Origin of the sequence: Caballeronia novacaledonica (genome assembly GCF_900258035.1) — a bacterium.
Classification (GTDB): Bacteria; Pseudomonadota; Gammaproteobacteria; order Burkholderiales; family Burkholderiaceae; genus Caballeronia; species Caballeronia novacaledonica.
In genome coordinates, this window is sequence record NZ_OGTP01000004.1 from 268,924 (window position 1) to 294,598 (window position 25,675).

21 protein-coding genes are annotated in these 25,675 nt (G+C 65.8%); 16 read left to right on the forward strand and 5 right to left on the reverse strand.

Features of this window, described 5'->3' with window-relative positions; translation table 11 throughout:
• Nucleotide 1: 1 nt before the first annotated feature.
• On the reverse strand, nucleotides 2–958 hold the full coding sequence (locus tag NOV72_RS09245) for an SDR family oxidoreductase (RefSeq protein WP_106854274.1): 957 nt from the start codon (nucleotides 956–958) through the stop codon (nucleotides 2–4).
• A 66-nt stretch (nucleotides 959–1,024) separates the two neighbouring features.
• The gene (locus NOV72_RS09250) at nucleotides 1,025–2,146 is read right to left on the reverse strand and encodes a CaiB/BaiF CoA transferase family protein (RefSeq protein ID WP_106854275.1); all 1,122 of its coding nucleotides are present in this window, start codon (nucleotides 2,144–2,146) and stop codon (nucleotides 1,025–1,027) included.
• Between the two features lie 728 nt (nucleotides 2,147–2,874).
• Here NOV72_RS09250 and NOV72_RS09255 point away from each other — a divergent pair.
• Nucleotides 2,875–4,068, forward strand: a complete 1,194-nt coding sequence (locus NOV72_RS09255) for a lipid-transfer protein (RefSeq protein ID WP_106854276.1) — start codon at nucleotides 2,875–2,877, stop codon at nucleotides 4,066–4,068.
• Nucleotides 4,069–4,216: 148 nt separating this feature from the next.
• On the opposite strand, the gene NOV72_RS09260 is transcribed toward NOV72_RS09255, so the two are convergent.
• On the reverse strand, nucleotides 4,217–5,890 hold the full coding sequence (locus tag NOV72_RS09260; RefSeq protein WP_106854277.1) for a GMC family oxidoreductase: 1,674 nt from the start codon (nucleotides 5,888–5,890) through the stop codon (nucleotides 4,217–4,219).
• A gap of 134 nt (nucleotides 5,891–6,024) precedes the next feature.
• Nucleotides 6,025–7,431 carry a coniferyl aldehyde dehydrogenase gene (locus NOV72_RS09265; protein ID WP_106854278.1) on the reverse strand — a complete coding sequence of 469 codons (1,407 nt, stop codon included), beginning with the start codon at nucleotides 7,429–7,431 and terminating at the stop codon, nucleotides 6,025–6,027.
• A 294-nt stretch (nucleotides 7,432–7,725) separates the two neighbouring features.
• Between NOV72_RS09265 and NOV72_RS09270 the strand changes: the two genes are divergently transcribed.
• From NOV72_RS09270 to NOV72_RS09335, 14 genes are all read left to right on the forward strand, one after another.
• Complete coding sequence (locus NOV72_RS09270; protein ID WP_106854279.1) at nucleotides 7,726–8,865, forward strand: acyl-CoA dehydrogenase family protein; 1,140 nt, start codon at nucleotides 7,726–7,728, stop codon at nucleotides 8,863–8,865.
• Nucleotides 8,866–8,892: 27 nt separating this feature from the next.
• Nucleotides 8,893–10,080, forward strand: coding sequence for a lipid-transfer protein (locus NOV72_RS09275; RefSeq protein WP_106854280.1), 1,188 nt, complete (start codon nucleotides 8,893–8,895; stop codon nucleotides 10,078–10,080).
• 60 nt (nucleotides 10,081–10,140) lie between these two features.
• On the forward strand, nucleotides 10,141–10,971 hold the full coding sequence (locus NOV72_RS09280) for an SDR family NAD(P)-dependent oxidoreductase (RefSeq protein ID WP_106854281.1): 831 nt from the start codon (nucleotides 10,141–10,143) through the stop codon (nucleotides 10,969–10,971).
• A 98-nt stretch (nucleotides 10,972–11,069) separates the two neighbouring features.
• Nucleotides 11,070–12,638 carry a long-chain-fatty-acid--CoA ligase gene (locus NOV72_RS09285; protein WP_106854282.1) on the forward strand — a complete coding sequence of 523 codons (1,569 nt, stop codon included), beginning with the start codon at nucleotides 11,070–11,072 and terminating at the stop codon, nucleotides 12,636–12,638.
• Nucleotides 12,639–12,737: 99 nt separating this feature from the next.
• Nucleotides 12,738–13,670 carry a TauD/TfdA dioxygenase family protein gene (locus tag NOV72_RS09290; protein ID WP_106854283.1) on the forward strand — a complete coding sequence of 311 codons (933 nt, stop codon included), beginning with the start codon at nucleotides 12,738–12,740 and terminating at the stop codon, nucleotides 13,668–13,670.
• A 98-nt stretch (nucleotides 13,671–13,768) separates the two neighbouring features.
• Nucleotides 13,769–14,245 (forward strand): FAS1-like dehydratase domain-containing protein, encoded by a 477-nt coding sequence (locus NOV72_RS09295; RefSeq protein WP_106854284.1) that lies wholly within the window; start codon nucleotides 13,769–13,771, stop codon nucleotides 14,243–14,245.
• On the forward strand, nucleotides 14,242–15,048 hold the full coding sequence (locus NOV72_RS09300) for a crotonase/enoyl-CoA hydratase family protein (protein ID WP_106854285.1): 807 nt from the start codon (nucleotides 14,242–14,244) through the stop codon (nucleotides 15,046–15,048). Before NOV72_RS09295 ends, NOV72_RS09300 begins: the two co-directional genes overlap by 4 nt.
• Nucleotides 15,049–15,073: 25 nt before the next feature.
• On the forward strand, nucleotides 15,074–16,237 hold the full coding sequence (locus NOV72_RS09305) for an acyl-CoA dehydrogenase family protein (protein WP_106854286.1): 1,164 nt from the start codon (nucleotides 15,074–15,076) through the stop codon (nucleotides 16,235–16,237).
• Nucleotides 16,238–16,248: 11 nt separating this feature from the next.
• A complete protein-coding gene (locus tag NOV72_RS09310) occupies nucleotides 16,249–17,274 on the forward strand; it encodes an acyl-CoA dehydrogenase family protein (protein ID WP_106854287.1) in 1,026 nt (341 codons plus the stop codon).
• 164 nt (nucleotides 17,275–17,438) lie between these two features.
• Nucleotides 17,439–18,575 (forward strand): acyl-CoA dehydrogenase family protein, encoded by a 1,137-nt coding sequence (locus NOV72_RS09315; RefSeq protein ID WP_106854288.1) that lies wholly within the window; start codon nucleotides 17,439–17,441, stop codon nucleotides 18,573–18,575.
• A 90-nt stretch (nucleotides 18,576–18,665) separates the two neighbouring features.
• On the forward strand, nucleotides 18,666–19,112 hold the full coding sequence (locus tag NOV72_RS09320) for a MaoC family dehydratase N-terminal domain-containing protein (RefSeq protein ID WP_106854289.1): 447 nt from the start codon (nucleotides 18,666–18,668) through the stop codon (nucleotides 19,110–19,112).
• Between the two features lie 11 nt (nucleotides 19,113–19,123).
• Complete coding sequence (locus NOV72_RS09325) at nucleotides 19,124–19,543, forward strand: MaoC family dehydratase (RefSeq protein ID WP_106854290.1); 420 nt, start codon at nucleotides 19,124–19,126, stop codon at nucleotides 19,541–19,543.
• A gap of 42 nt (nucleotides 19,544–19,585) precedes the next feature.
• Nucleotides 19,586–20,419: an SDR family NAD(P)-dependent oxidoreductase gene (locus tag NOV72_RS09330; RefSeq protein ID WP_106854291.1), complete on the forward strand. Its 834-nt coding sequence runs from the start codon at nucleotides 19,586–19,588 to the stop codon at nucleotides 20,417–20,419.
• An 83-nt stretch (nucleotides 20,420–20,502) separates the two neighbouring features.
• Entirely contained in the window at nucleotides 20,503–21,813 is a 1,311-nt protein-coding gene (locus NOV72_RS09335; protein ID WP_106854292.1) for an MFS transporter, read from the forward strand.
• 73 nt (nucleotides 21,814–21,886) lie between these two features.
• Here the strand turns inward: NOV72_RS09335 and NOV72_RS09340 are convergent, their stop codons facing one another.
• Nucleotides 21,887–24,742 (reverse strand): LuxR C-terminal-related transcriptional regulator, encoded by a 2,856-nt coding sequence (locus NOV72_RS09340; protein WP_245932957.1) that lies wholly within the window; start codon nucleotides 24,740–24,742, stop codon nucleotides 21,887–21,889.
• A 90-nt stretch (nucleotides 24,743–24,832) separates the two neighbouring features.
• Here NOV72_RS09340 and NOV72_RS09345 point away from each other — a divergent pair, with 90 nt between their 5' ends.
• On the forward strand, nucleotides 24,833–25,591 hold the full coding sequence (locus NOV72_RS09345; RefSeq protein ID WP_181290937.1) for a TetR/AcrR family transcriptional regulator: 759 nt from the start codon (nucleotides 24,833–24,835) through the stop codon (nucleotides 25,589–25,591).
• Nucleotides 25,592–25,675: the final 84 nt, after the last annotated feature.

A 25,675-nucleotide genomic window follows, 5' to 3' on the forward strand; every position in this document is an offset into this window, starting at 1 on the left:
ATCAGGACGCGACCGCTTCCCGGCTGGGCGCAATTTCGCCCGACAGCACCGCGTTGGGCGCCGCGCGCTCGACGAGACCGGGAATGTGGCTGCCCAGTTCCCCGGCGAGCCAGCGGCCGCCTTTTTCGATGTGCGGGCCGCCGTGCCAGCCTTCGGCCACGGTGATTACGCCGCCGCGCACGCCGAAGACACGGCCCGTCACGTCCGCCGACTCGACGCTGCCGAGCCACGCGACGAGCGGCGCGATATTGCTCGCGTGCAAAGGATCGAAGACGGCGCTCCGCGCTCCCGAAAGGGCTTCGGCGGTTTCACCCTTGCGCCTGAACAGATCCTCGGTGAGCCGGCTGAGCGCGGTCGGATAGATCGCGTTTACGGTTACGCCATAGCGCGCCAGCTCGCGCGACGCGACGATCGTCATGTTCACGATGCCGGCCTTGGCCGCGCCATAGTTGGTCTGGCCGACGATGCCGTAGAGCCCCGACGAAGACGTGGTGTTGATGACGCGTGCCTGGCGTGGGCGGCCCGCTTTGGCCTCATCGCGCCAGTAGGCGGCGGCGTGGCGCAGCGGTGCGAAGGTACCGCGCAAATGCACGCGGATCACTGCGTCGAATTCCTCCACGCTCATGTTGACGAGCGTGCGGTCGCGCAGGATGCCGGCGTTGTTCACCAGCACGTCCAGGCCGCCGAAGGTCTCGATGGCGGTGTCCACCAGACGCTGTGCGCCGTCCCAGTCGGAGACATCTTCGTAGTTTGCGACGGCCTCGCCGCCAAGCGCCCGGATCTCGTCGACGACCGCCTGAGCGGGCGCGACGTCCGAGCCCGCGCCGTCAGGCGCGGCGCCAAGATCATTGACGACGACTTTCGCGCCCTGGCGTGCGCATTCCAGCGCGTGTTCGCGGCCGATGCCGCGCCCCGCACCGGTGATGATGGCGATCCGTCCGTCACAGAGCCTGCTCATGATTTGTCTCCTCGATGAAATAAGCGACGCGAGATGCACCGCGATCGGCGAGGCCGCCGCGTTGCATTACGCGGCGTGCCAAGCCTTTGCCGTGTCGCCCTGGCGCAGCGCGGCGGCGATCGACTCGCCGTGCTCGCCGCGCGTCGGTGCCGGGCGCGGCCGCACCAGCTGCCCGTCGAAGCGCGGCGCGGGCGAGACCTGCAGCTCGCCGTCCGCTTCGAAGTACACGCCACGCCCGGCGACGTGCGGATGCCGCGCCGCCTCGGCCGGGCTCAGCACCGGCCCGAAGCACACATCCGTGCCTTCGAAAAGCTCGCACCATTGCGTACGCGTGCGGGTCGCGAAGATCGCAGTGAGGCGCGCGTGCGCCTCGGGCCAGGTCGTGCGGTCCCACTGACGAGCAAACGCGGGGTCGCCCGTGAGGCCGAGCTTGTCCAGCAGGAGTGCGTAGAACTGCGGTTCCATCGAGCCGAGCGTCACGTAATGGTCGTCGGCGCAGCGATAGGTGGCGAAGAAGTGCGAGCTGTCGTGCACGTTCTTGCCGCGTTCGCCGACCAAGAGCCCGCGCTTCTTCGTCGAGAGCATCAGTTGCATCATGTGCGCGGAGCCGTCCACGATCGACGCGTCCACCACGGTGCCCTTGCCCGTGCTGCGCGCGTTGAGGATGCCCGCGAGCAGGCCGACTGCGAGGTAGAGCGCGCCGCCACCGATGTCGCCGAGCTGGGTGATGCCGGTCGAGGGCGGCGTGCCTGCCGCACCGTTGTAGAAGAGCGCGCCGGACAGCGCGATGTAGTTGTTGTCGTGGCCGGCGGCCTGCGCCATCGGGCCTTGCTGGCCCCAGCCGGTCATGCGGCCATACACGAGTCGCGGATTGATCGCCTGCAAATCGGCGGGGCCGAGTCCGAGCCGCTCCATCACGCCGGGGCGCATGCCCTCAATCAGCGCGTCGGCGTGCTCGACGAGCTGGCGTACGGTCTCGCGGCCCGCCTCGGTCTTGAGGTCTGCGACGATCGAGCGCTTGCCGCGATTGAGCACGTTCCTGCCGCCGCTTGCCTGCGGCGTGCCGATCGGCACGGCCGCCTCGCGCTCGACGGCGATCACGTTCGCGCCGAGATCGGCCAGGTGCATTGCGCAGAAAGGTCCGGGGCCGATCCCGCAGATTTCGACGACCTTGATGCCAGATAGCATTTGCTGTTCTCCTCCTTGAGTTCCTGCCTCGTTGTGTTGAAGCAGGGTAGGCGCGTGCTTGCCTGGGCCCCCCTCCCCAATTCAGGGAGGGGTAGTGCCTCTGGCGCCGGACAGAAAAGGGATCAGCGCGAGCGAGCGGCCAGCCGGTCAGTTCGCGCACGCGCTGGATTGCGCCGCGGGTCCGCGCGGGTTGCATGCGGCGCGCTGGCCAAAATGCCGCGCCCTCCGCCCGCCGACACGGGCGCGATCCAACGGCACTGCCACTTGGCTCACGTCGGAGCAGACGACCGGATGGGTGATGCCGAATAGCGTGGTCAAGCGCTTGGGGAAGGATGCTTCCATGACGCTCGCTGACGGGGTCCGAGCGGGCCATCGCGTCTGCGGAGTGCTCAGGCTAGCTGGCACGGTGGCCCCTGCCCCCCGAAAGGGAGCCTCGGCGTTGGTGGCAACGGTCCATGAGTGAGGCGTCCACGTCGCATGGGCAGTGGCGCGCATCGGCGCCTCGCGGCGCGGCGGTCGCCGGAACGTCGACCGGTGGCTTCCATGCGCCTCCCCGTTTCGGGTAGGCGCCCATATCGCGTGCCCGCCTATCGTCGTAGCGCGGTGCATGCCAGCCGGAGAGGCACGATCGCGGCGCAGACCGGTCGCAGGCACATCCGGGCGGTGAGTCGCCGACTCAACAGCAGCATCGTTTCTTAATCCATTTGAACCTGCAGGGAGGCTCATTCATGTCCAGCAAGCTCGTAGTCGCCGGGGTCGGCATGATCCCGTTCAAGAAACCCGGCACCAGCGCCGGTTATGGCGAGATGGGCGCCGAAGCGATCCGCCTCGCGCTCGCCGATGCCGGCATGCCGTATGACCTGATCCAGCAGGCCTACGCCGGCTACGTTTACGGCGATTCGACCTGCGGACAGGCGGCGCTCTACCGCATCGGCGCAACTGGCATTCCGGTGCTCAACGTCAACAACAACTGTGCCTCAGGCTCCAGCGCACTCTTTCTCGCGCGCCAGGCCGTGGAGAGCGGAGCCGTAGAGTGCGCACTTGCGTTCGGCTTCGAGGAAATGCAGCCTGGCGCACTTGCCTCGCGGTGGAGCGATCGGGAAGGCGCGCTCGCTAAATTCTCGGCGATCGCCGAGCCGATGGTTTCCGACGCCGTCGAGGCCGGGGTGCCGCGCGCCCTGACGCTGTTCGGCGGCGCCGGCCGCGAGCACATGCAGAAATACGGCACAAAGTTTGAAACCTTTGCGAAGGTCCGCGCGAAGGCGAGCCGCCATGCCGAGCACAATGAGCTTGCGATCTTCCGCAAAGTGCTGACGACTCAGGACGTGGTGAACGACGTGCAGGTCTGGCCGAACGTTCTGACGCGTCTGATGGCCTGCCCGCCTACCTGCGGGGCGGCGGCTGCGATCATCTGCACCGAGGCGTTCGCGAAGAAGCACAACCTGCGCACCGACGTGCGCATCTTCGCCCAGGCCATGACCACCGACGTACCGTCCAGCTTCGAGCCGGCATCGATGATCCGTCTCGTCGGTTTCGACATGGCGCGCAAGGCCGCGCAGGCCGTGTATGAAGCGTCGGGTGTGTCGCCGGAGGATGTCGACGTTTGCGAGTTGCACGACTGTTTCGCGCAGAATGAGCTGCTGACGTACGAGTCGCTCGGCTTTTGCCCGGAGGGCGGCGGCGAGAAGTTCGTCGACGATGGCGACAACACCTACGGCGGTCAGGTCGTGACCAACCCGTCGGGCGGCCTGCTCTCGAAGGGCCATCCGCTCGGCGCAACGGGTCTCGCGCAGTGCTACGAACTGACCAACCAGTTGCGCGGCAGCACCGGCAAGCGCCAGGTCGAAGGCGCGCGCATCGCGCTGCAGCACAACCTGGGACTTGGCGGCGCTTGCGTGGTGACGATGTTCGGTCGCGGCTGATCGCTCGGTCATTGCTTGAGTGCAGAATGAGCCCGTGCGGTACGCCATGAGGCGTGCCGCACGGGTTTCGTTCGTGCTCAGCGACGCTTGTCACCGCCTTATGGCTGACGCGCGAGCGTCGCCTGCAGGCAGGCGGCGTGCCCCTCGATCAGCGCGCTGCGCTACGGATGAGATCGGCTGCCTTCTCACCGATCATGATCGAAGGCGCATTGGTGTTACCGGAGACCAGCATTGGCATGATCGAAGCGTCGGCGACGCGCAGCCCCTCGAGGCCGATCACGCGCAGCGAGGGCTCGACCACTGACATCGCATCCGTGCCCATCTTGCAGGTGCCCACTGGATGGAAGGCCGTATCGGTGTTGTCACGGATGAACGCGCGGGTGGCCGCTCCATCGGTGTCGTCGCCGAGCGGTTTCAGGTTCGTGAAGTTCCTGCCCCCTGCTTCAAGTAAGGCGGGCTGCGCCATCAGATGGCGCACGAAGCGCACGCCTTCCACCATCACCGCCATATCCGCTTCATCGTGCAGCAGGCGCGCGTCGATCAGCGGCGCGTCGCGCGTGTCGGCCGAGCGTAGACGCAGCCACCCGCGGCTCGTCGGCCGCAGTACGCAGGCGTGAACGCAGTAGCCGTGCGCGCTGCTGCCCTCGCCGGGGTGCTTTTCGATGCGCGGCAGCGCGGCGGCGAAGTGCAGCTGGATATCAGGGGCCACGAGATCGGAGCGCGTCTTGAAGAACGCGCCGGCCTCAGCCACGTTCGAGGCGATCATGCCGGTCCGGGTGCGGCGGTAGCGCAGCATCTCGCGCAAGAGGCGCAAGCCGCCGCGCACGCTCTTGCCGTACAGGTCAGTGGAGTTGAGATAGCGGCTGAGGATGACGTCGGGGTGATCTTGCAGATTCTCGCCGACTCCCGCCAGATCGTGCAGCACGGGAATGCCGAGCTCCGCCAGATGCGCAGCCGGACCCACGCCCGAGGCCATCAAGATCTGCGGCGATCCATAAGCGCCCGAACTCAGCACGACCTCGCGGCGCGCCCGGATCGTCTGCTCCACACCGTCGCGTACGATGCGCACGCCGCTCGCGCGCCGGCCTTCGAACAGCACGCGCAGCACCCGTGCGTCGGTGAGTACGGTGAGGTTCGGGCGTCCGCCGTTGAGCCCCCGGTCAGTGCGATCGCCGCGATGCAGGTAGGCGCGCGACGAATTCCAGCGCTCACCGCGATGCTGGGTGAGTTGGAAGAAGCCGGCGCCTTCGAGGTTCGCGCCGTTGAAATCGTCGTTGCGGGGCAATCCCGCCTGTATGGCGGCTTCAACGAAGCGGCTGGCGAACGGGTTGCGGCGCTTCACGTCGTCAACGTGCAGCGGCCCGTTCACGCCGTGGAACTCATCGTTGATGCGAGCGTTGCGTTCGCTGCGGCGGAAGTAGGGCAGCACGTCGTCGTAGCTCCAGCCCACGCAGCCGGCGCGTGCCCAGCTGTCGTAATCGTCGCGGTGGCCGCGGATGTAGACCATGCCATTGATCGACGAACTGCCGCCAAGGCCACGGCCACGCGGCTGGAACGAGTTGCGACCGTTCAGGTCGGCTTGCGGCTCGCTGAAGTAGTAGTAGTTGCGCGGATTGCGCTTCGTGACGAGGGGAACGAAGCCGAGCGGTGTGCGGACTGTGATGCTGTGGTCGTGCGGGCCGGCGTCGAGCAGGGCCACCGTGACGCGCCGGTCTTCGGCGAGTCGCGCGGCGAGCGCGCAGCCGGCCGAGCCGGCGCCCGCCACCACGTAGTCGAAGACGCCATGGTCCTGCGCGGTGCCTTGAGAGGTGCTGCCAGTCATGCCAAATCTCCTTCGTTTTTGGTCTAATATGAGGCGGTGTTTTTCGCTATGACAGCGGCGCAAAACTGCTTGGCCCCGGTGCCGCAGGACGCCGGGGCCTCGCCATGCGAGCGGCCACGCTGCCTCACGCCGGGTCAGCGCGCGATCATCGATTTGACGATCTGGCGCACCGGGTCGGAAAACGGCGGGCGCATCAGATCAGGCTTGTCCGCCGCGCGCAACACCGCGCGCGCGTGGCTGAATGTGCGGAAGCCATCACGGCCGTGATAGCAGCCCATGCCGCTGTTGCCGACGCCGCCGAACGGCAGGTTCTCGGCACCTGCATGGCGCAACACGTCGTTGAGCGTGACGCCGCCGCTGACCGTGCGCTCCAGCACGAGCGCCTCTTCCGCCGTGTCGGTGCCGAAGTAGTAGAGGCCGAGCGGGCGCGGGCGGGCGTTGATGAAGGCGATGACCTCGTCGATCTGGCGATACGGTTTGACCGGCAGCAGCGGTCCGAAGATTTCGTCCTGCATCACCGCGAGTGCATCGCCCGGATTGAGGAGCAGCGTCGGCGCGAGCTTGTGGTGCGGCTGGTTCGCGAAGTCCTCGCCGGCCGGGTTCAACTCCACCAGTTCCACGCCGGAGTCGCGCGCCTCGCTCAGATAGCCACGCAGGCGCGCGTAGTGGCGCGCGTTGACGATCGACGTGTAGTCTGGGTTGTCGCGCAGCGTCGGGTAGAGCGTCGCCACCGTCGAGCGGGCGAGCGCGACGAAATCCGCCATCGATTCCTCGGGCACGAACACGTAGTCGGGAGCGAGGCAGATCTGCCCGGCATTGCCGAGCTTGCCGGCGAAGATCTTGCCGACGGCCTTCGCGAGGTCGGTCGAGCGCGAGACGATGGTCGGCGACTTGCCGCCGAGCTCCAGTGTGACCGGCACGAGGTTCTCCGCCGCCGCTCGCATCACGTGTTTGCCGATGCTGCTGGCGCCAGTGAAGAGCAGGTGGTCGAACGGCTGGCTGCAAAACGACTGACCGACTTCGGGACCGCCCGTGACGATGGCCACTTCGTCCTCGCTGAACGCGAGCGGGAAGATCCGCGCGAGCAGCGCCGAGGTGTGCGGGTTGAATTCGGACACCTTGATCATCACCCGGTTGCCCGCCGCCAGCGCGCCGGCGAGTCCGCTGAAGGCGAGGAACACCGGGAAGTTCCAGGCGGCCACGATGCCGATCACGCCGAGCGGCTGATAGTGCACCCACGACTCACCGCGCGAGGTGGCGCGCGCCTCGGGCGTCATCCATCCGGCCAGATTCGCCTTGTTGAACTTTAGATCCACGAGCGACGCGAGGATGTCGATCATCCGCGAGAAATCGGGGCTGCGGTGGCCGAAGTCGGCGGAAAGCGCCTCGACGAGCGCCGCTTCGTGATCGACGAGCAGGCCGATCGCACGGTCGATCAGCGCGGTGCGCTCCTCGGCGCTCCACGGCGCGCGGGAGACGCTGGCGGCGCGCTGCCGGTCGAGGATGCAGCGGATCTGTGCAGCGTGGTCAATTGCGTTCACGGTTGATGTCTCCTTTCGTATTTGGATTGGACGCCTGGACAGCCAGCGTTGCGCCCCGCGCCTACACGCTATCGATGCCGCCCGGCGGAGATGCCTCCCCGGTTCGGGGGGGCCGCTTCGCGGTGGCGCGCCGTCGCCGGGGTTCGCGAGACGCGAGGCAAGGCAGGACAAATCCCCCCCGAACCGGGTAGGTGGGGCGCCTTCGGGACGCACGCATGATGACTTCACTCACTAGCCGCGTACCAATCCAAAACGCCGCCCGGTGGCCCGCCAACTACATAGGAGACCCCGTTCGTGCAAGTACACCGCACTGTTTTTCGTGAAGACCACGAAATGTTGCGTGAGACCGCGCGGCGCTTTTACGAGCGCGAGTGTGTCCCGCGCCAGCAGGCCTGGGATGAGGCCGGGCGTGTCGACCGGGAGGCCTGGCTGAAGGCCGGGCGCGAAGGCCTGCTGTGCGTGACGATGCCCACCAAATACGGCGGCGGCGGCGGCGACTTCGGCCACGCGGCGGTCGTCCTTGAGGAAATGCACCGCGCCGGCATCTCGGGTGCGGGGTTCTCGCTGCATTCGGACATCATCGCGCCGTACATCAACCGCCTCGGCACCGAAGAGCAGAAACGGCGCTGGCTGCCGCGCATCTGCGCGGGCGAGGCGATTCTCGCGATCGGCATTACGGAGCCCGGCGGGGGCTCGGACGTGAAAGCCTGCCGCACGACAGCCGTGCGCGACGGCGACGCGTTCGTCATTAACGGCAGTAAGACGTTCATCTCGAACGGCATGAGCGCGGACCTGATCGTGCTCGTGTGTAAGACCGATCCTGCCGCGGGCGCGCGGGGCGTGAGCCTCATCGTCGTCGAGATGGAGCGGCCCGGCGTGCGGCGCGGGCGCAGGCTGCACAAGGTCGGCCAGCCCGCCGCCGACACCGCCGAGCTCTTCTTCGACGACGTGCGCGTGCCCGTCGACAACCTGCTCGGCGAACTGAACCAGGGGTTCGGCTACCTGATGCGGGAGTTGGCACAGGAGCGGCTCATCATCGCGCTCTATGCGGCCGCGGCGCTGGAGCGGCTGCTCGGCCTTACGCTCGACTACGTAAAGGACCGCAAGGCCTTTGGCCAGACTGTGTGGGATTTCCAGAACACGAAGTTCAAGCTCGCCGACGTAAAGGCCCAGGCCGTGGCCCTGCGAACGATGGTTGACTACTACCTGGGCGAGCACCTGCGCCGCCGGCTCACGGTCCACGAAGCGGCGATCGCGAAGCTGCATGCGACCGAGACACTCTGGAAATGCATCGACGACATGGTCCAGCTCCACGGCGGCTACGGCTACATGCTCGAGTATCCCATCGCGCGCGCGTTCACCGATTACCGCGTCTCGCGTGTGACGGGCGGTGCGAGCGAAGTAATGCGCGAGCTGATCGCGCGCGAACTGTGACGACTTGACGAAATAACAGGAGAAGCCATGAGTGAAAAAGTAGTGGTATGCGGCGTCGGTATGATCCAGTTTTCGAAACCGGGCGCGAGCCCGAGCTACACCGATATGGGCGCAGAGGCCGTGCGTTTCGCGCTCGCCGATGCGGGAATCGGCTATGAGAAAGTGCAGCAGGCATTCGCGGGCTACGTGTATGGCGATTCGACCTGCGGCCAGACGGTCATCTACGAAGTGGGCATGACAGGGATTCCGGTCGTCAATGTCAACAACAACTGCTCGACCGGCTCCACGGCGCTGTATCTCGCACGCCAGGCGGTTGCATTGGGCGACGCGGACTGCGTGCTCGCGCTCGGCTTCGAGCAGATGCAGTCCGGCGCGCTGAAGTCGCACTGGGACGACCGTCCGCGCACACGCGCACGTTTCCAGCACGTCGTGGACAGTCTGACGGGTGACGTCGAGGGCCTGCCCGGCGCGCTGCGCAGCTTCGGCGGCGCGGGCCGCGAGCACATGCAGAAGTACGGTACGAAGATGGAGACCTTCGCGGCGATCCGCGCGAAGGCGAGCCGTCACGCGGCGAACAACCCGCTCGCGCTGTTCAAGAATGTCGTGACGACCGAAGACGTGATGAACGACAAGGTGATGTGGCCGGGCGTGATGACGCGCCTGATGGCCTGCCCGCCGACCTGCGGCGCGGCCGCCGCGATCATCTGCTCGGAAGCGTTCGCGAAGAAGCATGGCTTGCGCACCGACGTGCAGATCCTCGCCCAGTCGATGACCACCGATCCAGCCGAATCGTTCGATCCGCCTTCGATGATCGCCTATGTCGGCGGCTACATGGCGCGCGCGGCGGCGCAACAGGTCTACGAGAAGTCCGGCTTCGGCCCCGAGGACATTCAGGTTTGCGAACTGCACGACTGCTTCGCGCAGAACGAGCTCCTGACGTACGAGGCACTGGGCTTCTGCCGGACCGGCGGCGCGGAGAAGTTCGTGATGGACGGCGACAACACCTATGGCGGCCGCGTCGTGACGAACCCATCGGGCGGTCTGCTATCGAAGGGCCATCCGCTCGGCGCCACGGGTCTGGCGCAGTGCTACGAGCTTACGCATCAACTGCGCGGCACGGCTGACCGCCGCCAGGTCGATGGCGTGAAGCTGGCGTTGCAACACAACCTCGGCCTCGGCGGGGCGTGTGTGGTGACGTTGTACGGCAAGAACTAAGAGGGAAGAGCTGGCTGCGGCGCGCGCAGCGGCCAGCTCCGCCGTAAAGGAAAACATGTCATGAACGAGACACTACACAACAAAGTTGCGATCGTCACTGGCGCAGGCCGGGGCATCGGGCGCGAAATCGCTCTCAAATTTGCGTGCTCGGGCGTGCGTGTCGTCGTGAACGATCTCGATGCGCAGCCCGCGGGCGAAGTGGCTGCCGAGATCGAGCGCGAAGGCGGCCTGGCGCTCGCCTTCGCCTGCAACGTAACGGACCCCGACTTCGGCAGGCGTCTGGTCGAGGCCACGCTCGAGCGTTTCGGCGCGATCGACATCATCGTCAACAACGCTGGCTTCACGTGGGACAACGTGATCCAGAAGATGAGCGACGAGCAGTGGGACGCCGTCCTCGATTGCCACCTGAAGGCACCGTTCAACCTGTTGCGCGCGGTGCAGCCGTATTTCCGCGAAATCAGCAAGGCCGAGGCCGAGGCCGGTAAGGAAGTGTTCCGCAAGGTCGTCAACATCTCGTCGGTCTCTGGCACCGAAGGCAACGCAGGCCAGGTCAACTATTCGGTGGCCAAGGCGGGTGTCATAGGCATGACGAAGACGCTGGCGCGCGAGTGGTGCCGCATGAAGGTGAACGTGAACTGTGTTGCATTCGGCTTCATCGAAACGCGCCTCACCCAGGCCACCACCGAGGCCAAAACGGTCAGTATCGATGGCCGCGAGATCAAGGTGGGTCTGCATCCCGACCGCGTCGAGCAAGCCAGCAAGAGCATTCCGCTTGGGCGCCCGGGCAAGCCCGAAGAGGCCGCGGGTGCGGTCTACATGTTCTGTATTCCTGAGTCAAACCACGTTTCGGGCCAGACGATCATTTGCGGTGGCGGGATCGGCGGCTTCTGAGCGAGTCTGCCGGCACCCCTGTCGCGCAAAGCACCAGCGGTCCCGAGAAAGACCGCCTTGGCTCGCCACCGCGAGCCCGCCAATATGGAGACACAGGCATGTACATGACGCAGGGATTGCATCGTGGATTGCAGCAGCATCCCGACAAGGAAGCCGTTTGCTTCGAAGGCAAGAACCTGACCTACCGCGAGTTAGGCACGCGCGTGGCGCGCTTAGCCGGCGCGCTCCAGCAGTTGGGCGTCGAGCGCGGCGAGCGGGTGGCATTTCTGTCCTTCAATTCGGCCCGCTACATCGAGTACTACATGGCCGTGCCGTGGGCCGGAGCGGTACTCAATCCCGTGAACTATCGCTGGAGCGCGGGCGAGATTCTCTATTCGCTTGACGACTGCGCGACCACGGTGCTGATCGTGGATGATCCGTTCGTCGAGACCGCGCAGAAGATGGCCCGCAAGTGCGCAAGCCTGCGCCAGCTGATCTATGCGGGCGACGGTGAAACGCCGCCGGGCATGCTGAACTACGAAACGCTCATCGCGCAGACGGAGCCAGTCGAGGACGCCTATCGCCACGGCGACGACCTCGCGGGCATCTTCTACACGGGCGGCACGACGGGGGTGCCCAAGGGCGTGATGCTGAGCCATACGAACCTGATCTCGTCATCCTGCAATCAGGGCCTTCTGCGCACGGTCGACAGCGAGATGCGCACACTCCACGTCATGCCGATGTTTCATCTCGCGTGCTTTGCCTCCATCGTGGGGGTGTTCGTGAACGGGGCGACGCATGTAGCGCTGCGCTCGTACGATCCGCAGGCGATGCTCGAATGCGTCTCGCGGGATCGCGCGACGCACGTGCTGCTCGCACCCACGATGATTCAGATGGCGCTCGAATGGCTGGAGAGGAATCCGGAGCATGCGGCGGCGTTCGATCTGGGCCACATCCGTTCTCTGCGCTACGGGGCGTCGCCGATGACGCCGACCCTGCTCAATCGCACGCGCGCCGCCTTTCCGAACTGCGACTTCGGACAGGGCTACGGTATGACCGAGCTCGCGCCGGTTGCGACTCTCTTGACCGCCGAGGACCACAGCGAAGCGGCCATGAAGAGCGGCAAGATGTACTCGGTGGGCCGCCCGGTGCCGCTCGTCGAGCTGAAGATTGTTGACGCGGAGGATCGCGAGGTGCCGCGCGGCACGGTTGGCGAAATTGTCGTGCGCGGACCGAACGTGATGCTCGGCTACTGGAACAAGCCCGAGGCGACGACCGAGGCGCTGCGCGGTGGCTGGATGCACACGGGAGACGGCGGCTACATGGATGCGGACGGTTATCTGTTTCTCGTCGACCGCCTCAAGGACATGATCATCAGCGGTGGCGAGAACATCTACTCGGCCGAGGTCGAGAAAGCGCTCGCAGGCTGCCCGGTGGTCGGGCAATGTGCGGTGATCGGCGTGCCGCATGAGAAGTGGGGCGAATCGGTACATGCCGTCATCGTGCTCAAGCCCGGCGCGAGCGCCACGCTGGAGAGCATCCAGAGCCACTGCCGTGAGCTGATCGCGGGCTACAAGATCCCGCGCAGCGTGGACTTTGTCGATGCGCTGCCGATGACGAGCGTCGGCAAGATCGCGAAGAACGAACTGCGCGCACGCTATCGCAAGCCGACGCCGGTAACCGCCTGATCCGAAGGGGCGAACCTCGCCCTCTTCATTAACCCATCCGCGAGTGCGGCCTGCGTCATGCGGGCGTGGCCCCTCGTTCTCACCAGAAGGAGAGAGCAGATGCAACTCTATGGAAACATCGAGGTCGATGCCGTTTCGACCTGCAGGCACGCCGATTCGCTCAAGTCCACCGACAGCGAGTCCTGGCCGTTCAGCGTGCGGCGCGTGCAGCCCACGATCGGCGCCGAGATCGGCGGCATCGACCTGCGCGACCCTCTAACTGACGATCTTTATCTTGCGCTGCGTCGTGCGCTGGTGAAGTTCAAGGTGCTGTTCTTCCGCAACCAGAATATCACGCCCGCGCAGCACGTAGCGGTGGCGCGCCGCTTCGGCGAGCTGGAGATCCACCCGGTGATCCCGCATCATCCCGATCACCCGGAGCTTTGCGTTTTTGGGCGCAAGGACGGCAAGCCCGGCCGGGAGAATCTCTATCACTCGGACGTGTCGTGGCGCGAGATCCCGTCGATGGGCTCGATGCTGCGCTGCGTGACCTGCCCCGAGGTGGGTGGCGACACCATGTGGATCAATATGGTGGCCGCATACGAGAACCTGCCCGAAGACGTCAAGCAGCTGATCGGCAAGCTCCAGGCTGTGCATGACGGCCTGCCGGTCTTCAGCCAGGGTCTGAACGCCGAGCAGGTCGAGGGGTATCGCAAGAAGTATCCGCCGATGATTCACCGGGTCGTGCGCACACATCCGGAAAGTGGCGAGAAGATTCTGTATGTGAACGAGGGCTTCACGACCCACCTCGCGAACTTCACTACGGTGAAGCCGTACCGTTTCGGCTCGGACTTCAAGATGGCCGAGATGGACCTGCTGCAGTACCTATTCCGCCAGGCTGCCGCGCCGGAGTATCAGGTGCGCCTGCACTGGCAACCCGACACGATCGCGTTCTGGGACAACCGTTCGACGCAGCACTATGCGGTGCAGGACTACTACCCGGCCGAGCGCCAGATGATGCGCGCAACGATTGTTGGCGACAGGGTGTTCTGACGCGACGGCAGCCGCGGCGTGTCACGTGTTTGCGAGACGACACGCATGCGAGGCCGCCCGAGCCCTATCCCGACCCGATGCCCCCACGCACTGACACCATGACCACGCCCCACATTGTCCCGAATACGGGATTGTTCTGCGACGCACTTGTGCCCGGCACGCGTCTGCACTCCCGCGCGCGCACCATCACGGAGACAGACCTCGTAAGTTTTGTCAACCTGAGCTGGCTGAACGAAGAGCTTTTCACCAATGTCCACGATCGCGCGGAGACGGCGATTGCGGGCCGCGTCGTGCCTGCGGCGCTTGTCTACGCGATCGCCGAAGGATTGATGACGCCGTCGTTCCAAGGCACCGGTCTCGCGTTTCTCAACGCCCAACTCGACGTGAAGAAGCCGGTGCGGGTGGGCGATACGGTCCACGTCGAATGCGAGGTGATCGAGCAGCGCATGACCTCGAAGCCAGGGCGCGGCATCGTGCGCACGCACAACGCCGTGGTGAACCAGCACGGCGAGACGGTGCTCGTCTATACGCCGCTGCGCATGATGCGTGCTTCGACCACAGAGGTGCACGCATGAGCGAGCCCTTTTTCAAGCTGACACGCGAAGGCGCGATCCTGATCGCGACGATGAATCGCCCGCAGACGCGTAACGCGTTGACGGACCACGACGTCGTACCCGCTTTCACCGAACTCTGCGAGGAGGTCAACGTCGACGCCAGCGTGCGCGTGCTGGTGCTGACAGGCGCGGGACCGGCGTTTTCCTCGGGCGGCAATCTGAAGACGATCCGCGAGCGCTTCGGCAGCGGGCGCGGTGCGCCGCACGAAAGCCGCACCGCCTACCGCGATGGCATCCAGCGCATTCCGCTCGCGCTTTGCAACCTCGAAGTGCCAACGATCGCCGCCGTCAATGGACCCGCATACGGCGCCGGCAACGACCTCGCGTGCATGTGCGACATTCGCATCGCCTGCGAGAGCGCCGTGTTCGCCGAGAGCTTCGTCAAGCTCGGCCTGATTCCCGGCGACGGCGGCGCGTGGCTGCTGCCGCGCGTCGTGGGCATGTCGCGCGCGTGCGAGATGTCGTTCACGGGCGACCCGATCGACGCCACTACGGCGCTTGCCTGGGGTCTCGTTTCACGCGTCGTTCCGGCAGAACATCTGCTGCCGTCTGCGCTCGATCTGGCGCGCCGTATCGCGGCCAACTCGGGACCGGCGCTGCGCATGACCAAGCGTCTCCTGATCGAAGGGCGGCATGCGCGGCTCGACTCGCTGCTCGACCAGTCGGCGGCGTTGCAGGCGCTCGCGCACCAGACCACCGAACACGAAAGCGCACTCGACGCGGCGCTCGCACGCTTCGGGCAGCCGCGCGCCGCCACACCCTGACCTGTTCTGATATGAGGTACGAGCGTTGAATCCGACTCTCCCTTCTTTTCCTCTCGCGGCGATTCCGCCCGAGGATGAGGCGCTGCGCGCCTCCGTGCGTGCCTTCCTGCGCGAAGCGCTGGACGGCGTGCCGGCCAACGTGCGTGCTCACTCCTGGTTCGGCTTCGATCCCGAATTCAGCCGTGAGCTGGCGCGGCGCGGCTGGCTGGGCCTGACGCTGCCACGCGAATACGGCGGTGCGGGGCGCAGCGGCTATGCGCGTTTCGTGCTGCTCGAAGAACTGCTGAACGCCGGCGCGCCGGTCTCCGCCCACTGGGTCGGCGAGCGCCAGACGGCGCCCCTCATCCTGCGCTTCGGCACTGCGGCGCAGCGCGCCTTCTACGTGCCTAAGATCATCCGCGCCGAGGCGTTTTTCTGCATAGGCATGAGCGAGCCCGACACCGGCTCCGACCTCGCGAGCGTGCGCACGCGCGCCACGCGCACTGCCAGCGGCTGGCGCCTGAACGGCCGCAAGATCTGGACCACGAACGCGCACCATTCGCAATACATGTGCGCGCTGGTGCGCACCTCGGGCGCCACCGAGGACCGCCAGAAAGGGCTCTCCCAACTGATCGTCGATCTGTCGCTGCCGGGCGTCTCGATCCGGCCGATCCGCGACAACAGCGGTGACGAGCATTTCGCCGAGGTGCTGTTCGAGGACGTCGAGCTGGGCGAGGACGCGCTGATCGGCGAGGAGGGCGCGGGCTGGCAGCAGGTGAACGCGGAGCTCGCATTCGAGCGCAGCGGCCCCGAGCGCCTGTATTCGACGATTGCGCTGGCCAATCTGTGGCTCATGCAGCTGCGCCAGCACGGCGGCGCGGCGAACCCGGCGTTGCGCGCGCTGGCCGGGCGCATCGCGGCGCAACTCGCGGTGTTGCGTTCGATGTCGCTCTCGGTGGCGGGGATGCTGGATCGCCACGGGCGGCCCGATCTCGAAGCTGCCTTCGTGAAGGATCTCGGCACCGAATTCGAGCAGGCGATGCCCGAATGGATCGCCGACATGCTGGAATTCACGCCGGACCTGCCGGCCATGCCGGAACTGCTGCGCACACTCGCCTACATCCGGCAGTTTTCGCCGACCTGCTCGCTGCGCGGCGGCACGCGCCAGATCATGCGCGGCATCATCGCGCGCGGTCTTGGACTTCGTTGATAGAGGCGCACATGACAAACGCAATTGCAGATGAATTCGAGCGCGCGCTTGCGGCGCTCTGTACCGAAGAGCGTCAGCGAGCGATCGAGGGCGGCGCCTCCGGGGCCGCCGATGAACTGTGGGCGCAGATCGACGCGCTTGGCTTCAGCGATGCGCTGGTGGACGAAGCGCACGGCGGCGCGGGGCTCTCGCTCGACGAGGCCGCGCCGCTCCTGATTGCCGCGGGCGAGGCGGGGATGTGCCACCCGTTCGGCGAGACGATGATGGTGCGCGCGCTGCTGGCGCGCGCCGGGTGCCGCGTGGAGAGCGGCGCCCTCGCGCTGGCGCAGGGCGTGCTGGACAAGGACGGCGCGCTCGTGTGCGCCAACGTGCCGGGCGCGCAGATCGCGAGTCACGTGCTGGTGGGGGCCGGCGACAGCTGGCTGCTAATGCCGCGCGAAAGCGCCGAAGCGACCCCGGGCGCGTACCGGCCGCAGGTGTCAGCCTCCTTGCGATGGCGCTCGGCGCAGGCGGCCGTGGCACGCTTCGCGCGAGGCGCGGAGCGTGCCGAAACGATCGCCAATGCCGTGCACGCGGCGCAGATGGCGGGCACGATGCGGCGCGTGATGGCGCTTTCGGTCGGCTATGCCAACGACCGTACCCAGTTCGGCCGCCCGATCGGCCGCTTCCAGGCAGTGCAGCAAGAGCTGGCCGTGCTGGCCGCGCAGGCTGCCTCGGCGACGACGGCGGCGCGCATTGGCTGCGCGACGGCCGAGCCGTTTCCCGAGCCGCTGCGCGCGGCTCTGGCGAAGCTGCGCGCGAGCGAGGCTGCGCAGAAAGTCTGCACGGTCGGGCATGCGGTGCATGGTGCCATCGGCATCACCGAGGAGCACCCGCTGCGGCTCTACACCAACCGCCTGCACGAATGGCGCGCGGCGCCCGGTACGGCCACGCGCTGTGCGGTCGAACTCGGCGACGCGCTGATCGCCGCCGAAACGTGTACGTTCGCCGAGTTCCTGCGCGGGCCGCTGGCGCTCGGCGTCGCCGCGCCTATCTGAGCTAAAGGCGCCGACCCTCCCCGTTTCGGGTAGGCGGCGCTTTCACCCAGCCCGGAGAAGATCATTAGCACGCGGCGAACGTGACAGCGATACCGGTACACCGCAACACGCGACAATGAAGGCCGCTTTTGGGCGCCTGGTGAGACAAGGAAGAGGAGTCGTCGATGAATGTCATCCGCAACATATATCGTGAGGATCACGAACAGTTTCGCGCCACCGTGCGGCGCTTCCTTGAAAAGGAATGCGTGCCGCGCCAGGAGAAGTGGCTCGAGAGCGGCATCGTGGATCGTGACGTCTGGCTGAAGGCCGGTCGCGAAGGGCTGCTGTGCACGGCGCTGCCCGTCGAGTACGGCGGAGGAGGAGGCGATTTCGGCCACGCGGCCGTCATCGCTGAAGAAATGGCCTATACGGGTTGCAGCGTGTCGTTCGGCCTGCACTCGGACATCGTCGCGCCTTACATCGCGCGCCTCGGCACGGAAGAGCAGAAGCAGAGGTGGCTGCCGGGCATCTGCGCGGGCGAGACCGTTCTCGCGGTCGCCATCACCGAGCCGGGAGGCGGCTCGGACGTGAAGGCCTGCCGCACAACGGCCGTGCGCGACGGCGACGAGTGGGTCATCAACGGCAGCAAGACCTTCATCTCGAACGGCTTCATCTCCGACATGGTGATGGTGGTTTGCAAGACCGACCCGTCGGCGGGCGCCAAGGGCATCAGCCTCATCATGGTCGAGACCAACCGCGCGGGCTTCCGGCGCGGACGCAAGCTGCACAAGGTCGGAATGCACTCGCAGGACACCGCTGAGCTCTTCTTCGACGACGTGCGAGTGCCCGTCGGCAATCTTCTCGGCGAGGAGAACAAGGGCTTCCGCTACATGATGCAAGACCTGGCGCAAGAACGCTTCATCATCGCGGTGACGGCGGCGGCCAAGGTCGAGCGCCTGCTCGAGCAGACCATCGATTACGTGAAGGACCGCAAGGCCTTCGGCCAGACCGTGTGGGACTTCCAGAACACGAAGTTCAAGCTGGCCGACGTAAAGGCCCAGTCGGTCGCGATGCGCACGATGGTGGACTACTACCTCGCCGAGCACATGCGCCGGCGTCTGACTGGCGAGGAAGCCGCGATCGCCAAGCTGCACGCGACCGAGACGATGTGGAAGTGCATTGACGATATGGTGCAGCTCCACGGCGGCTATGGCTACATGCTGGAATACCCGATCGCACGCGCCTTCGTCGACATGCGCGTGGCGCGCGTGTACGGCGGCAGCAACGAAGTGATGCGCGACATCATCACCCGCAGGATGTGAGTGCAGGGCGTGAGCACCACCAGGCACCTCACGCAAATCCATTGAACAAGCGGCGCCGGGCTCCGGCGCCAATAATCAGGAGGAGTGGAAATGGCGGATAGCAGCATGATCGGTCTCGTGACATCGCACGGCACGATCGAAGTGGAGAAGGGGCGCCTGGCATTCTTTGCCAAGGCGATTGGCGAAACCGATCCGGTGTACACGGATCTGGCGGCCGCGCGCGACGCGGGCCATCCGACGCTGCCGGTGCCGCCGACGTTTCTCGTGTGCCTGAACGGCGAGGTGGCGCGGCCGTTCAACGTGCTGGCGAAGCTCAAGCTCGATCTCGCGCGCATTCTGCACGCCGAGCAGGCCTGGACCTATCACCGCATGGCCTATGTGGGCGACACGCTCAGTTTCGAAACGAAGATCGACGAAGTCTACGACAAGAAAGGCGGTGCGCTTCACTTCGTGGTGCAGAACACGCGCGTGACAAACCAGAACGGCGAGCACGTGGCGGACCTGCGTAGCGCGCTTGTCGAACGCAAGATGCAATAAGGGGAGAACTGATGACTGCACCTCGTTACAACGACGTGAAGATCGGCGACGCGCTGCCGTCGCTCACGCTGCCCGCGATCAATCGCACCACGCTTGCGCTCTACGCGGGTGCCTCAGGCGACCACAACCCGATCCACATCGACATCGACTTCGCACGCAAGGCGCGCATGCCGGATGTGTTCGCACACGGCATGCTGTCAGCCGCCTACCTGGGCCGTCTTGTGGCCGGGTGGGTGCCACAGACGCAGATCCGGAGCCTCGCGATCCGCTTCACGGGCATCACGCATGTGGGCAACCAGCCTACCTGCACGGGCGAAGTGGTGGAGAAGTTCGAGGCGGACGGCGAAATGCGCGTGAAGGTCAGCATCAAATGCTCGAACCAGTACGGCGAAGACAAGTTGATCGGCGAGGCCGTGGTCGCGCTCGCGTGAACCGCCGTGGTGCTTTAACGGAATAATCAAGGAGCAGAAATAATGAGCAAACTGGCAGGCAAATCAGCCTTGGTGACGGGTTCGGGTCGAGGCATCGGCCGTGAAGTGGCACTGAAGCTGGCGTCGGAAGGCGCGCGCGTAGTGGTGAACGATCTGGACGCCGAACCGGTCCAGGAAGTCGTCGAGCTGATCCGCTCGGAAGGCGGGGAAGCAGTCGCGTGCGTGGGCAGCGTGACGGCGCCCGACTTCGCCGAGCGCTTTGTCAAGACAGCTGTCGACCACTTCAAGGGTATCGACATCATCGTCAACAACGCTGGCTTCACGTGGGACAATGTGATCCAGAAGATGAGCGACGAGCAGTGGTACGCGATCATCGACTGCCATCTCACCGCGCCGTTCCGCATCCTGCGCGCGGCGCAGCCGGTCATCAGCGCGGCCGCGAAGGCCGAAGCCGCTGAAGGCCGCGAAGTGTTCCGCAAGATCGTCAACATCTCGTCGGGCGCCGCGGGCGGCAACGTGGGTCAAACGAACTATTCGTCCGCCAAGGCAGGTCTTCTCGGCATGACGAAGACGCTCGCGAAGGAATGGGGCCGCCTGAAGGTCAACGTCAACGCCGTCGCGTTTGGCCTGATCGAGACACGCCTCACGCAGGCACTGGCCGGCGAACAGTCGAAGACCGTGAACATCGAAGGCCGCGAGATCAAGGTGGGCGTGCAGCAGTCGCGCCTCGATAACGCGAGCCTGACGATTCCACTCGGCCGCCCGGGCAAAGCGCATGAGGCAGCGGGCTCGGTCTACCTGTTCTGCGTGCCTGAATCGGATTTCCTGTCGGGTCAGGTTGTATATTGCGGCGGCGGACCCGGCTCGAACTTCTAAGGACTTGCGCCGGTACTGTACCCCTGAGGAGGCGGCCGGTGTGAAGCTGCCGCCTTTCTTCCATCGCCCGCCTGGATGTGACAATGAACGATCATACTCGCTACCAGCCTCGCATGGCCTGGCTCATCACCGCAATGATGCTGTGCTTCATGCTGGTCAACTTTCTCGACAAGGTCGTGCTCGGCATGGTCGCGGTGCCGCTGATGGCGGAGCTGCATCTGTCGCCCGCGCGATTCGGACTCGTCGCCGGAGCGTTCTACTGGTTCTTTTCGCTCTCGACGGTGCTCGTCGGTCTGATCGTCGACCGCATCGCGACGCGTTGGCTGCTGCTCGTCATGGGAATTGGCTGGGCCTGCCTGCAAATCCCCATAGCGTTCGCGGGCGGCGTCGCGAGCATCATCATATGCCGGGTGCTGCTCGGGATTGCCGAGGGGCCAGCATTTCCGGTCTCGGTGCATGCGGTCTACAAATGGTTTCCCGACGACCGGCGCAACCTCCCGGTGGCCGTCATTGCGCAGGGCGCCGGTCTCGGGCTCGTGCTCGCGGGATTTCTGATTCCCGCAATCAGCGCGCATTGGGGCTGGCGCGCGAACTTCATCGTGCTCGCGGCGGCGGGCACGGCGTGGAGTCTCATGTGGGTGTGCTTCGGCAGCGAGGGCACGCTGCGCGACGGCGCGCGGCCGGCGTTCGGGCTCGCCGCAACACACGCCGGCGAGTCGCAGCGGCTGCCCTGGCAGAAGCTGCTGCTCGACCGCTCGGTGGTACTGCTTTTTCTGATGGGATTCTGCGCCTACTGGCTACTCGGCGTGACGCTCACCTGGGTGCCGGCCTACCTCGAAAAGGGACTCGGCTTCGACAGTATGGCGGCAGGCCGCTGGTATGCCGTCGTCACTGTCGCGGGCATGCCGTGCACGCTCATCATGAGCGCGCTCTCGCAGCGTCTTTTGCGGCGCGGCGTCGTCACGCGCGTGGCGCGTGCGTGGGTGGCCTGCGGCTGCATGGCGGTGGGCGCGCTGCTGCTCGGCGTGCTCGTCACAGCGCCGCTGCCAGCCACGTTCAAGCCGCTGCTGCTCGCGTTCGCCAGCTCGATGCCCGGAGTGGCCGTCACGTTGAGTCCCGTGATGCTCGGCGAGATCGTGCCGTTTAGCCAGCGCGGCGCCTGTCTGTCGTTCTTCACGGCGTTCGGCAATATCGCGGGTCTAGTCGCGCCGATGGTCATGGGCCTGTTCGTCCAGCACTACGGCGCCGACGACGTGCGTGGCTACGAAGCCGGCCTGCTCTCTGGCGGGGCGCTGCTTGCGGTGGTGTCCGTCGCGGGATTCTGCTGGCTCGATCCGGCGCGCTCGCGCGCAGCACTGCTGTGCTCGTCGGCGCGCAGCGTCGCGACAGCCTGACTCAAGTGGCAACCCCTGGCCTCATGCCGAGCCGATCGCGACGCGGGGGGGCTTTTCCGAGCGTGGGGGTGGTTCAGGCCTGCTTCAGCCTCAACCCCACCATCTCGGGCTCGCGCAGGGCGATCGACATGTCGCGTGCCCGGCCGACTGCCTCGTCGCGGCCGCTTACGTCGAGCTTGGCGAAAATGTTCTTGAGATGCCACTTCACCGTCTCCGGTGAGACGTTGATGACGCGCGCGATCTTCTTGTTTGGCATGGCTTGTGCCACTAGGCTGAGCACTTCGATTTCTCGCTCGCTGAGCGCCTCCATCCGTAACGGTTTGCGGTGAGGCGCGGGCATCGGCGCGCGCTTCGATGCCGCCAGGACGCGACGCACGTAGAACGCGATCACGGGATCCAGGACATCGTCGCGAAGCATTCGGTCGAGCAGGTTCGGCGCAAGCGGTGTTGCGTCGAGCAGCGAGCGCACGACTCCGGCGCGATGGGCGAGTGTCACGGCCGTGTGCAAATGCGCGCGCGCGGCTGCACCATATCCCCGCGCCTCCTTGGCAACGGCAGCCTGCATGTGCAACCCGACCAGACGCCGTCGCTTGTTCGAGCGCGTCGCGCGCTCTAGGAGGTCGTCGATCGCGAGGGACGCGCCGGTATAGTCGTGCTCGCTTAACATCACGAGCACACGGCCATGCTCCGCGAGCGCCTCCAGCTCCGCCTTCACGATTTCGCTCGGACCGAGGTGATGCGCCGCGGCTGTCTCGATACGGCGCAGCGTCGTGTGGGCGAGATCGGTTTCGTCCAGCGCCAGTTGCGTGCGCAGACGCATGATCAGCGAGAACACGATCAGCCGGTCGAGTCCGAGACGGGTGCCGTGGTCTTCGAGGCGGTCGAGCCAGGCCTGCGCTTCGAGGTGACGCCCGCTGAACCAGTGCGCTCCCGAAAGTGCGAAATGGGCGCGCAGGACGATGTCGGGGATCGCCGTGCGCTCGAGCAGGTCGATGCGTGGCTCGAGGAGCTTGCCGACGGCGTCGAGCTCGTTCATTTCGTAGAACACATGGCCGAGCGCGCCGGCCGCCATCGATGCCATCGCAACGAGCGGTGCGCCGGCTTCTTCCGCTTCCTTGAGCACGCCGCGCAGCACCGGCTCGGCCTCATTCGTACGGCCGTCGATCATCAACGCAATACCGTTGATGCAGCGGCAGGCGAGCGACTGCATCGGCGCGCCGTGGTGGACGTTGGCAGCGTCGAGGATCTTCCGCATCGATCCGAATTCGCCGCGGCACATGTACATCCACGACAGCACCGTGCTGCCGCTCGTCTTCATGCGGTCGGTCGCACCCGGCGGCGCGTCAAGCAGCCGCTCGTGCATCGCATGGATCGCATCCGGGTCGTCGCGTTGCAGCGCAAGGCCCGCGCGCATCGCATCGAGCGCGTAGCGCTCGTTCGCGTTTGCACGCTGCGCCTTCGACTCGAGTTGGTGCAGTGTGCACTCGAGCGCCTCGTACTCGCGGGCGTAGAGCTGGAGCTGGCCCGTTGCCATCAGCAGCTGGAAACGCGTCTGTAACAGGGTGTTGGGCAGGTGGCGCAGAAGTCCGGCGAGCTGGCTCAGGTTGCCGCGAGCCATCAGATCCTCGCAGCAGCCTTCCACCATGTCGGCGGCGGCGGCCGGGTCGTCGGCCTGCACCGCGTGCTGCACCGACTCGTCGACATAGCCGTGCTCCCCGAACCATTTCCAAGCTGTGGCATGCAAGGCGCGACGACGTTCTTCGGGCCACGCGCCAAGGCGCTCGAGCAGCACTTCGCGCAGCAGCGGGTGCAGGCGATACCAGGTTTCGCGGTCGTGGCTCGGAATCTGCGCGATGAACAACTCGTCGGCGTCCATGCGATGCAGCCAGTTCATCTTCTCGGCGACCGCCCCGGAATTTTCCGCGAGACGCGCAGCCAGCGACGCGCAAAAGCGGCTCGTCACCGCCACGCGCGTTAGCAGGTCGAGATCGTCGGGAGAGAGATGGACGAGCACTTCGCGCTCAAAATAGCTCGCGAAAGCCTGTGCATCGCGTATCCGCACGCGCGCGTAGGACCCACCGCCCCGCTTGGCCTTCAGGTCGATTGCGAACAGTTGCAGGCCCGCGACCCATCCGTCGGCGAGCTCGTGCAGCGTTTGTGCGTCGCGCGCCTCGATGGCGCCGAGCTGTTCGCGCAAGAACTGCTCAGACTCCATCGGAGTAAAGCGCAGGTCGTTCAGATCGAATGTGGCCACCATATCGTGTGCTTCGAGACGGCTAAGCGAGAGAGAGACCGGCCGGCGCGAGCCTAACGCGAGATGCAGCTGTGGCGGCGCGTAGTCGAGCAACCATTGCAGCGCGCGTGCGATGCGGCTGTCGTCGAGCAGATGGGCGTCGTCGAGCACGAGAACGAGTTCGCGGTCGCGTACGGCAATCGCTTCTACGAGCGTGATGATCCAATGTTCGGCGGCGGCGAGGTTGTTGTTGTCGCGGCCCATCAGCAAGGTGGCTTCGCTCACGATTGCGATGTCGATCTCGGCGAGGCTCGCGAGCAGGCAGTCGAAAAAACGCGCGAGCGTGTTGTCCTCGGGCGCGAGCGACAGCCACGCGACGTCGAATTCGTGGCGCATGAGCGCCTTGCGCCATTGCAGAAGCGTCGTTGTCTTGCCGCTGCCGGCAGGACCGTGAATCAGCACGCAGCGCGCGCGGCGAGCGTCGAAGAGCCGCGCTTCGAGCGAGGCACGAGATATCAGCTTGCGGGCGCCTCGCGGGGGCATCAGCTTTGCACTGGGCACGTGCTGTCCGCAAAGGGAAGGGACGGCGGGCGCTTGTATGACGGTGTGGACATCGGAAATTCGGCCATCGTCGACTCGCGCTGCGGGCGCGGATGCCCAGGAAGTCGTGAAGGCGCATTTGTGCAGGGCATTCACGGTTAACACCTCATGACAGCATCAATATAGAATCGTCATTCTATGTTTGGGTCACGTCGACTACAATCCCGATCGGCTCGGGGTTTGCCCTTGGAAGAACAAGCAAGCCCGCCGTTCTTTGGTGGATGCCACGTCATGAGCAGTCTGACTCGCAAGATTCCGCGTGGCACGGCCACAGAGGCTCCTGCCCTTGCCACACTTGCCGAACTGCGCGCGTGGAGCGACGCGGGCCAGCTTCCGGAACTGCTTCCGAGTCGCCAGGAGCGCGGGATGCGCGCGGCACTCGCCATGCTCGAAGCCGGCATCGTGCTGCTGCGGGATCGCTCGCTCGATGCGCTCTCCGTCGAGGCGGTGTGCCGGGCGGCAGGCTCGACTGTTGGAGCTTTCTATGCGCGCTTCGAAAGCAAGCGGGCCTACTTTCTCACGATCGAGCGGGTGATCTGCCTGCGCGCGCAGGCGAGGCTCGAGCGCTTCGCGGAATCCCTCTCACACTTGCCGGCGAGCGTTGATCGATTTTGCGAGGAACTGGTGCAGAACAGCGTGCAAGGGTTCAGGACGAACTTCGGCGTATTCCGCGCAGCCTTGCTGCATAGTCACGAGGACATGTGGACCCTCCTCCAGGCTACGGGTGACGATTTCCGGCGCGTGCTCGGCGCGCGAATGGCGCCGCTGCTCGTTCACGTGCCGCGCGCGCAGCGCACGATGCGCGTCCAATTCGCATTTACAGCACTCATGGGCACGATGGTGCACATCGTGCTGAACAATCCCGGTCCGCTCGGACTCGCCGACGACACGCTGGAACAGGAGCTCGCGCGGCTCGTTCGCCACTACCTGCGTGCGGAAGATTGAGCGGGCCCTGGGGGTATCGCGTCGCAGCTTGTGTCGGGACGCCTGCGTTTTGCTGTTCGCAACGCCCCCGTAATGCGTGCCCGC

What these genes read in the sequence shown, in the direction of transcription:
- NOV72_RS09245 (WP_106854274.1), bottom strand. Translation starts at nt 958, where the DNA reads ATGAGCAGGCTCTGTGACGGACGGATCGCCATCATCACCGGTGCGGGG.
- NOV72_RS09250 (WP_106854275.1), bottom strand. Translation starts at nt 2,146, where the DNA reads ATGCTATCTGGCATCAAGGTCGTCGAAATCTGCGGGATCGGCCCCGGA.
- NOV72_RS09255 (WP_106854276.1), top strand. Translation starts at nt 2,875, where the DNA reads ATGTCCAGCAAGCTCGTAGTCGCCGGGGTCGGCATGATCCCGTTCAAG.
- NOV72_RS09260 (WP_106854277.1), bottom strand. Translation starts at nt 5,890, where the DNA reads ATGACTGGCAGCACCTCTCAAGGCACCGCGCAGGACCATGGCGTCTTC.
- NOV72_RS09275 (WP_106854280.1), top strand. Translation starts at nt 8,893, where the DNA reads ATGAGTGAAAAAGTAGTGGTATGCGGCGTCGGTATGATCCAGTTTTCG.
- NOV72_RS09280 (WP_106854281.1), top strand. Translation starts at nt 10,141, where the DNA reads ATGAACGAGACACTACACAACAAAGTTGCGATCGTCACTGGCGCAGGC.
- NOV72_RS09285 (WP_106854282.1), top strand. Translation starts at nt 11,070, where the DNA reads ATGTACATGACGCAGGGATTGCATCGTGGATTGCAGCAGCATCCCGAC.
- NOV72_RS09290 (WP_106854283.1), top strand. Translation starts at nt 12,738, where the DNA reads ATGCAACTCTATGGAAACATCGAGGTCGATGCCGTTTCGACCTGCAGG.
- NOV72_RS09295 (WP_106854284.1), top strand. Translation starts at nt 13,769, where the DNA reads ATGACCACGCCCCACATTGTCCCGAATACGGGATTGTTCTGCGACGCA.
- NOV72_RS09300 (WP_106854285.1), top strand. Translation starts at nt 14,242, where the DNA reads ATGAGCGAGCCCTTTTTCAAGCTGACACGCGAAGGCGCGATCCTGATC.
- NOV72_RS09310 (WP_106854287.1), top strand. Translation starts at nt 16,249, where the DNA reads ATGACAAACGCAATTGCAGATGAATTCGAGCGCGCGCTTGCGGCGCTC.
- NOV72_RS09315 (WP_106854288.1), top strand. Translation starts at nt 17,439, where the DNA reads ATGAATGTCATCCGCAACATATATCGTGAGGATCACGAACAGTTTCGC.
- NOV72_RS09320 (WP_106854289.1), top strand. Translation starts at nt 18,666, where the DNA reads ATGGCGGATAGCAGCATGATCGGTCTCGTGACATCGCACGGCACGATC.
- NOV72_RS09325 (WP_106854290.1), top strand. Translation starts at nt 19,124, where the DNA reads ATGACTGCACCTCGTTACAACGACGTGAAGATCGGCGACGCGCTGCCG.
- NOV72_RS09330 (WP_106854291.1), top strand. Translation starts at nt 19,586, where the DNA reads ATGAGCAAACTGGCAGGCAAATCAGCCTTGGTGACGGGTTCGGGTCGA.
- NOV72_RS09335 (WP_106854292.1), top strand. Translation starts at nt 20,503, where the DNA reads ATGAACGATCATACTCGCTACCAGCCTCGCATGGCCTGGCTCATCACC.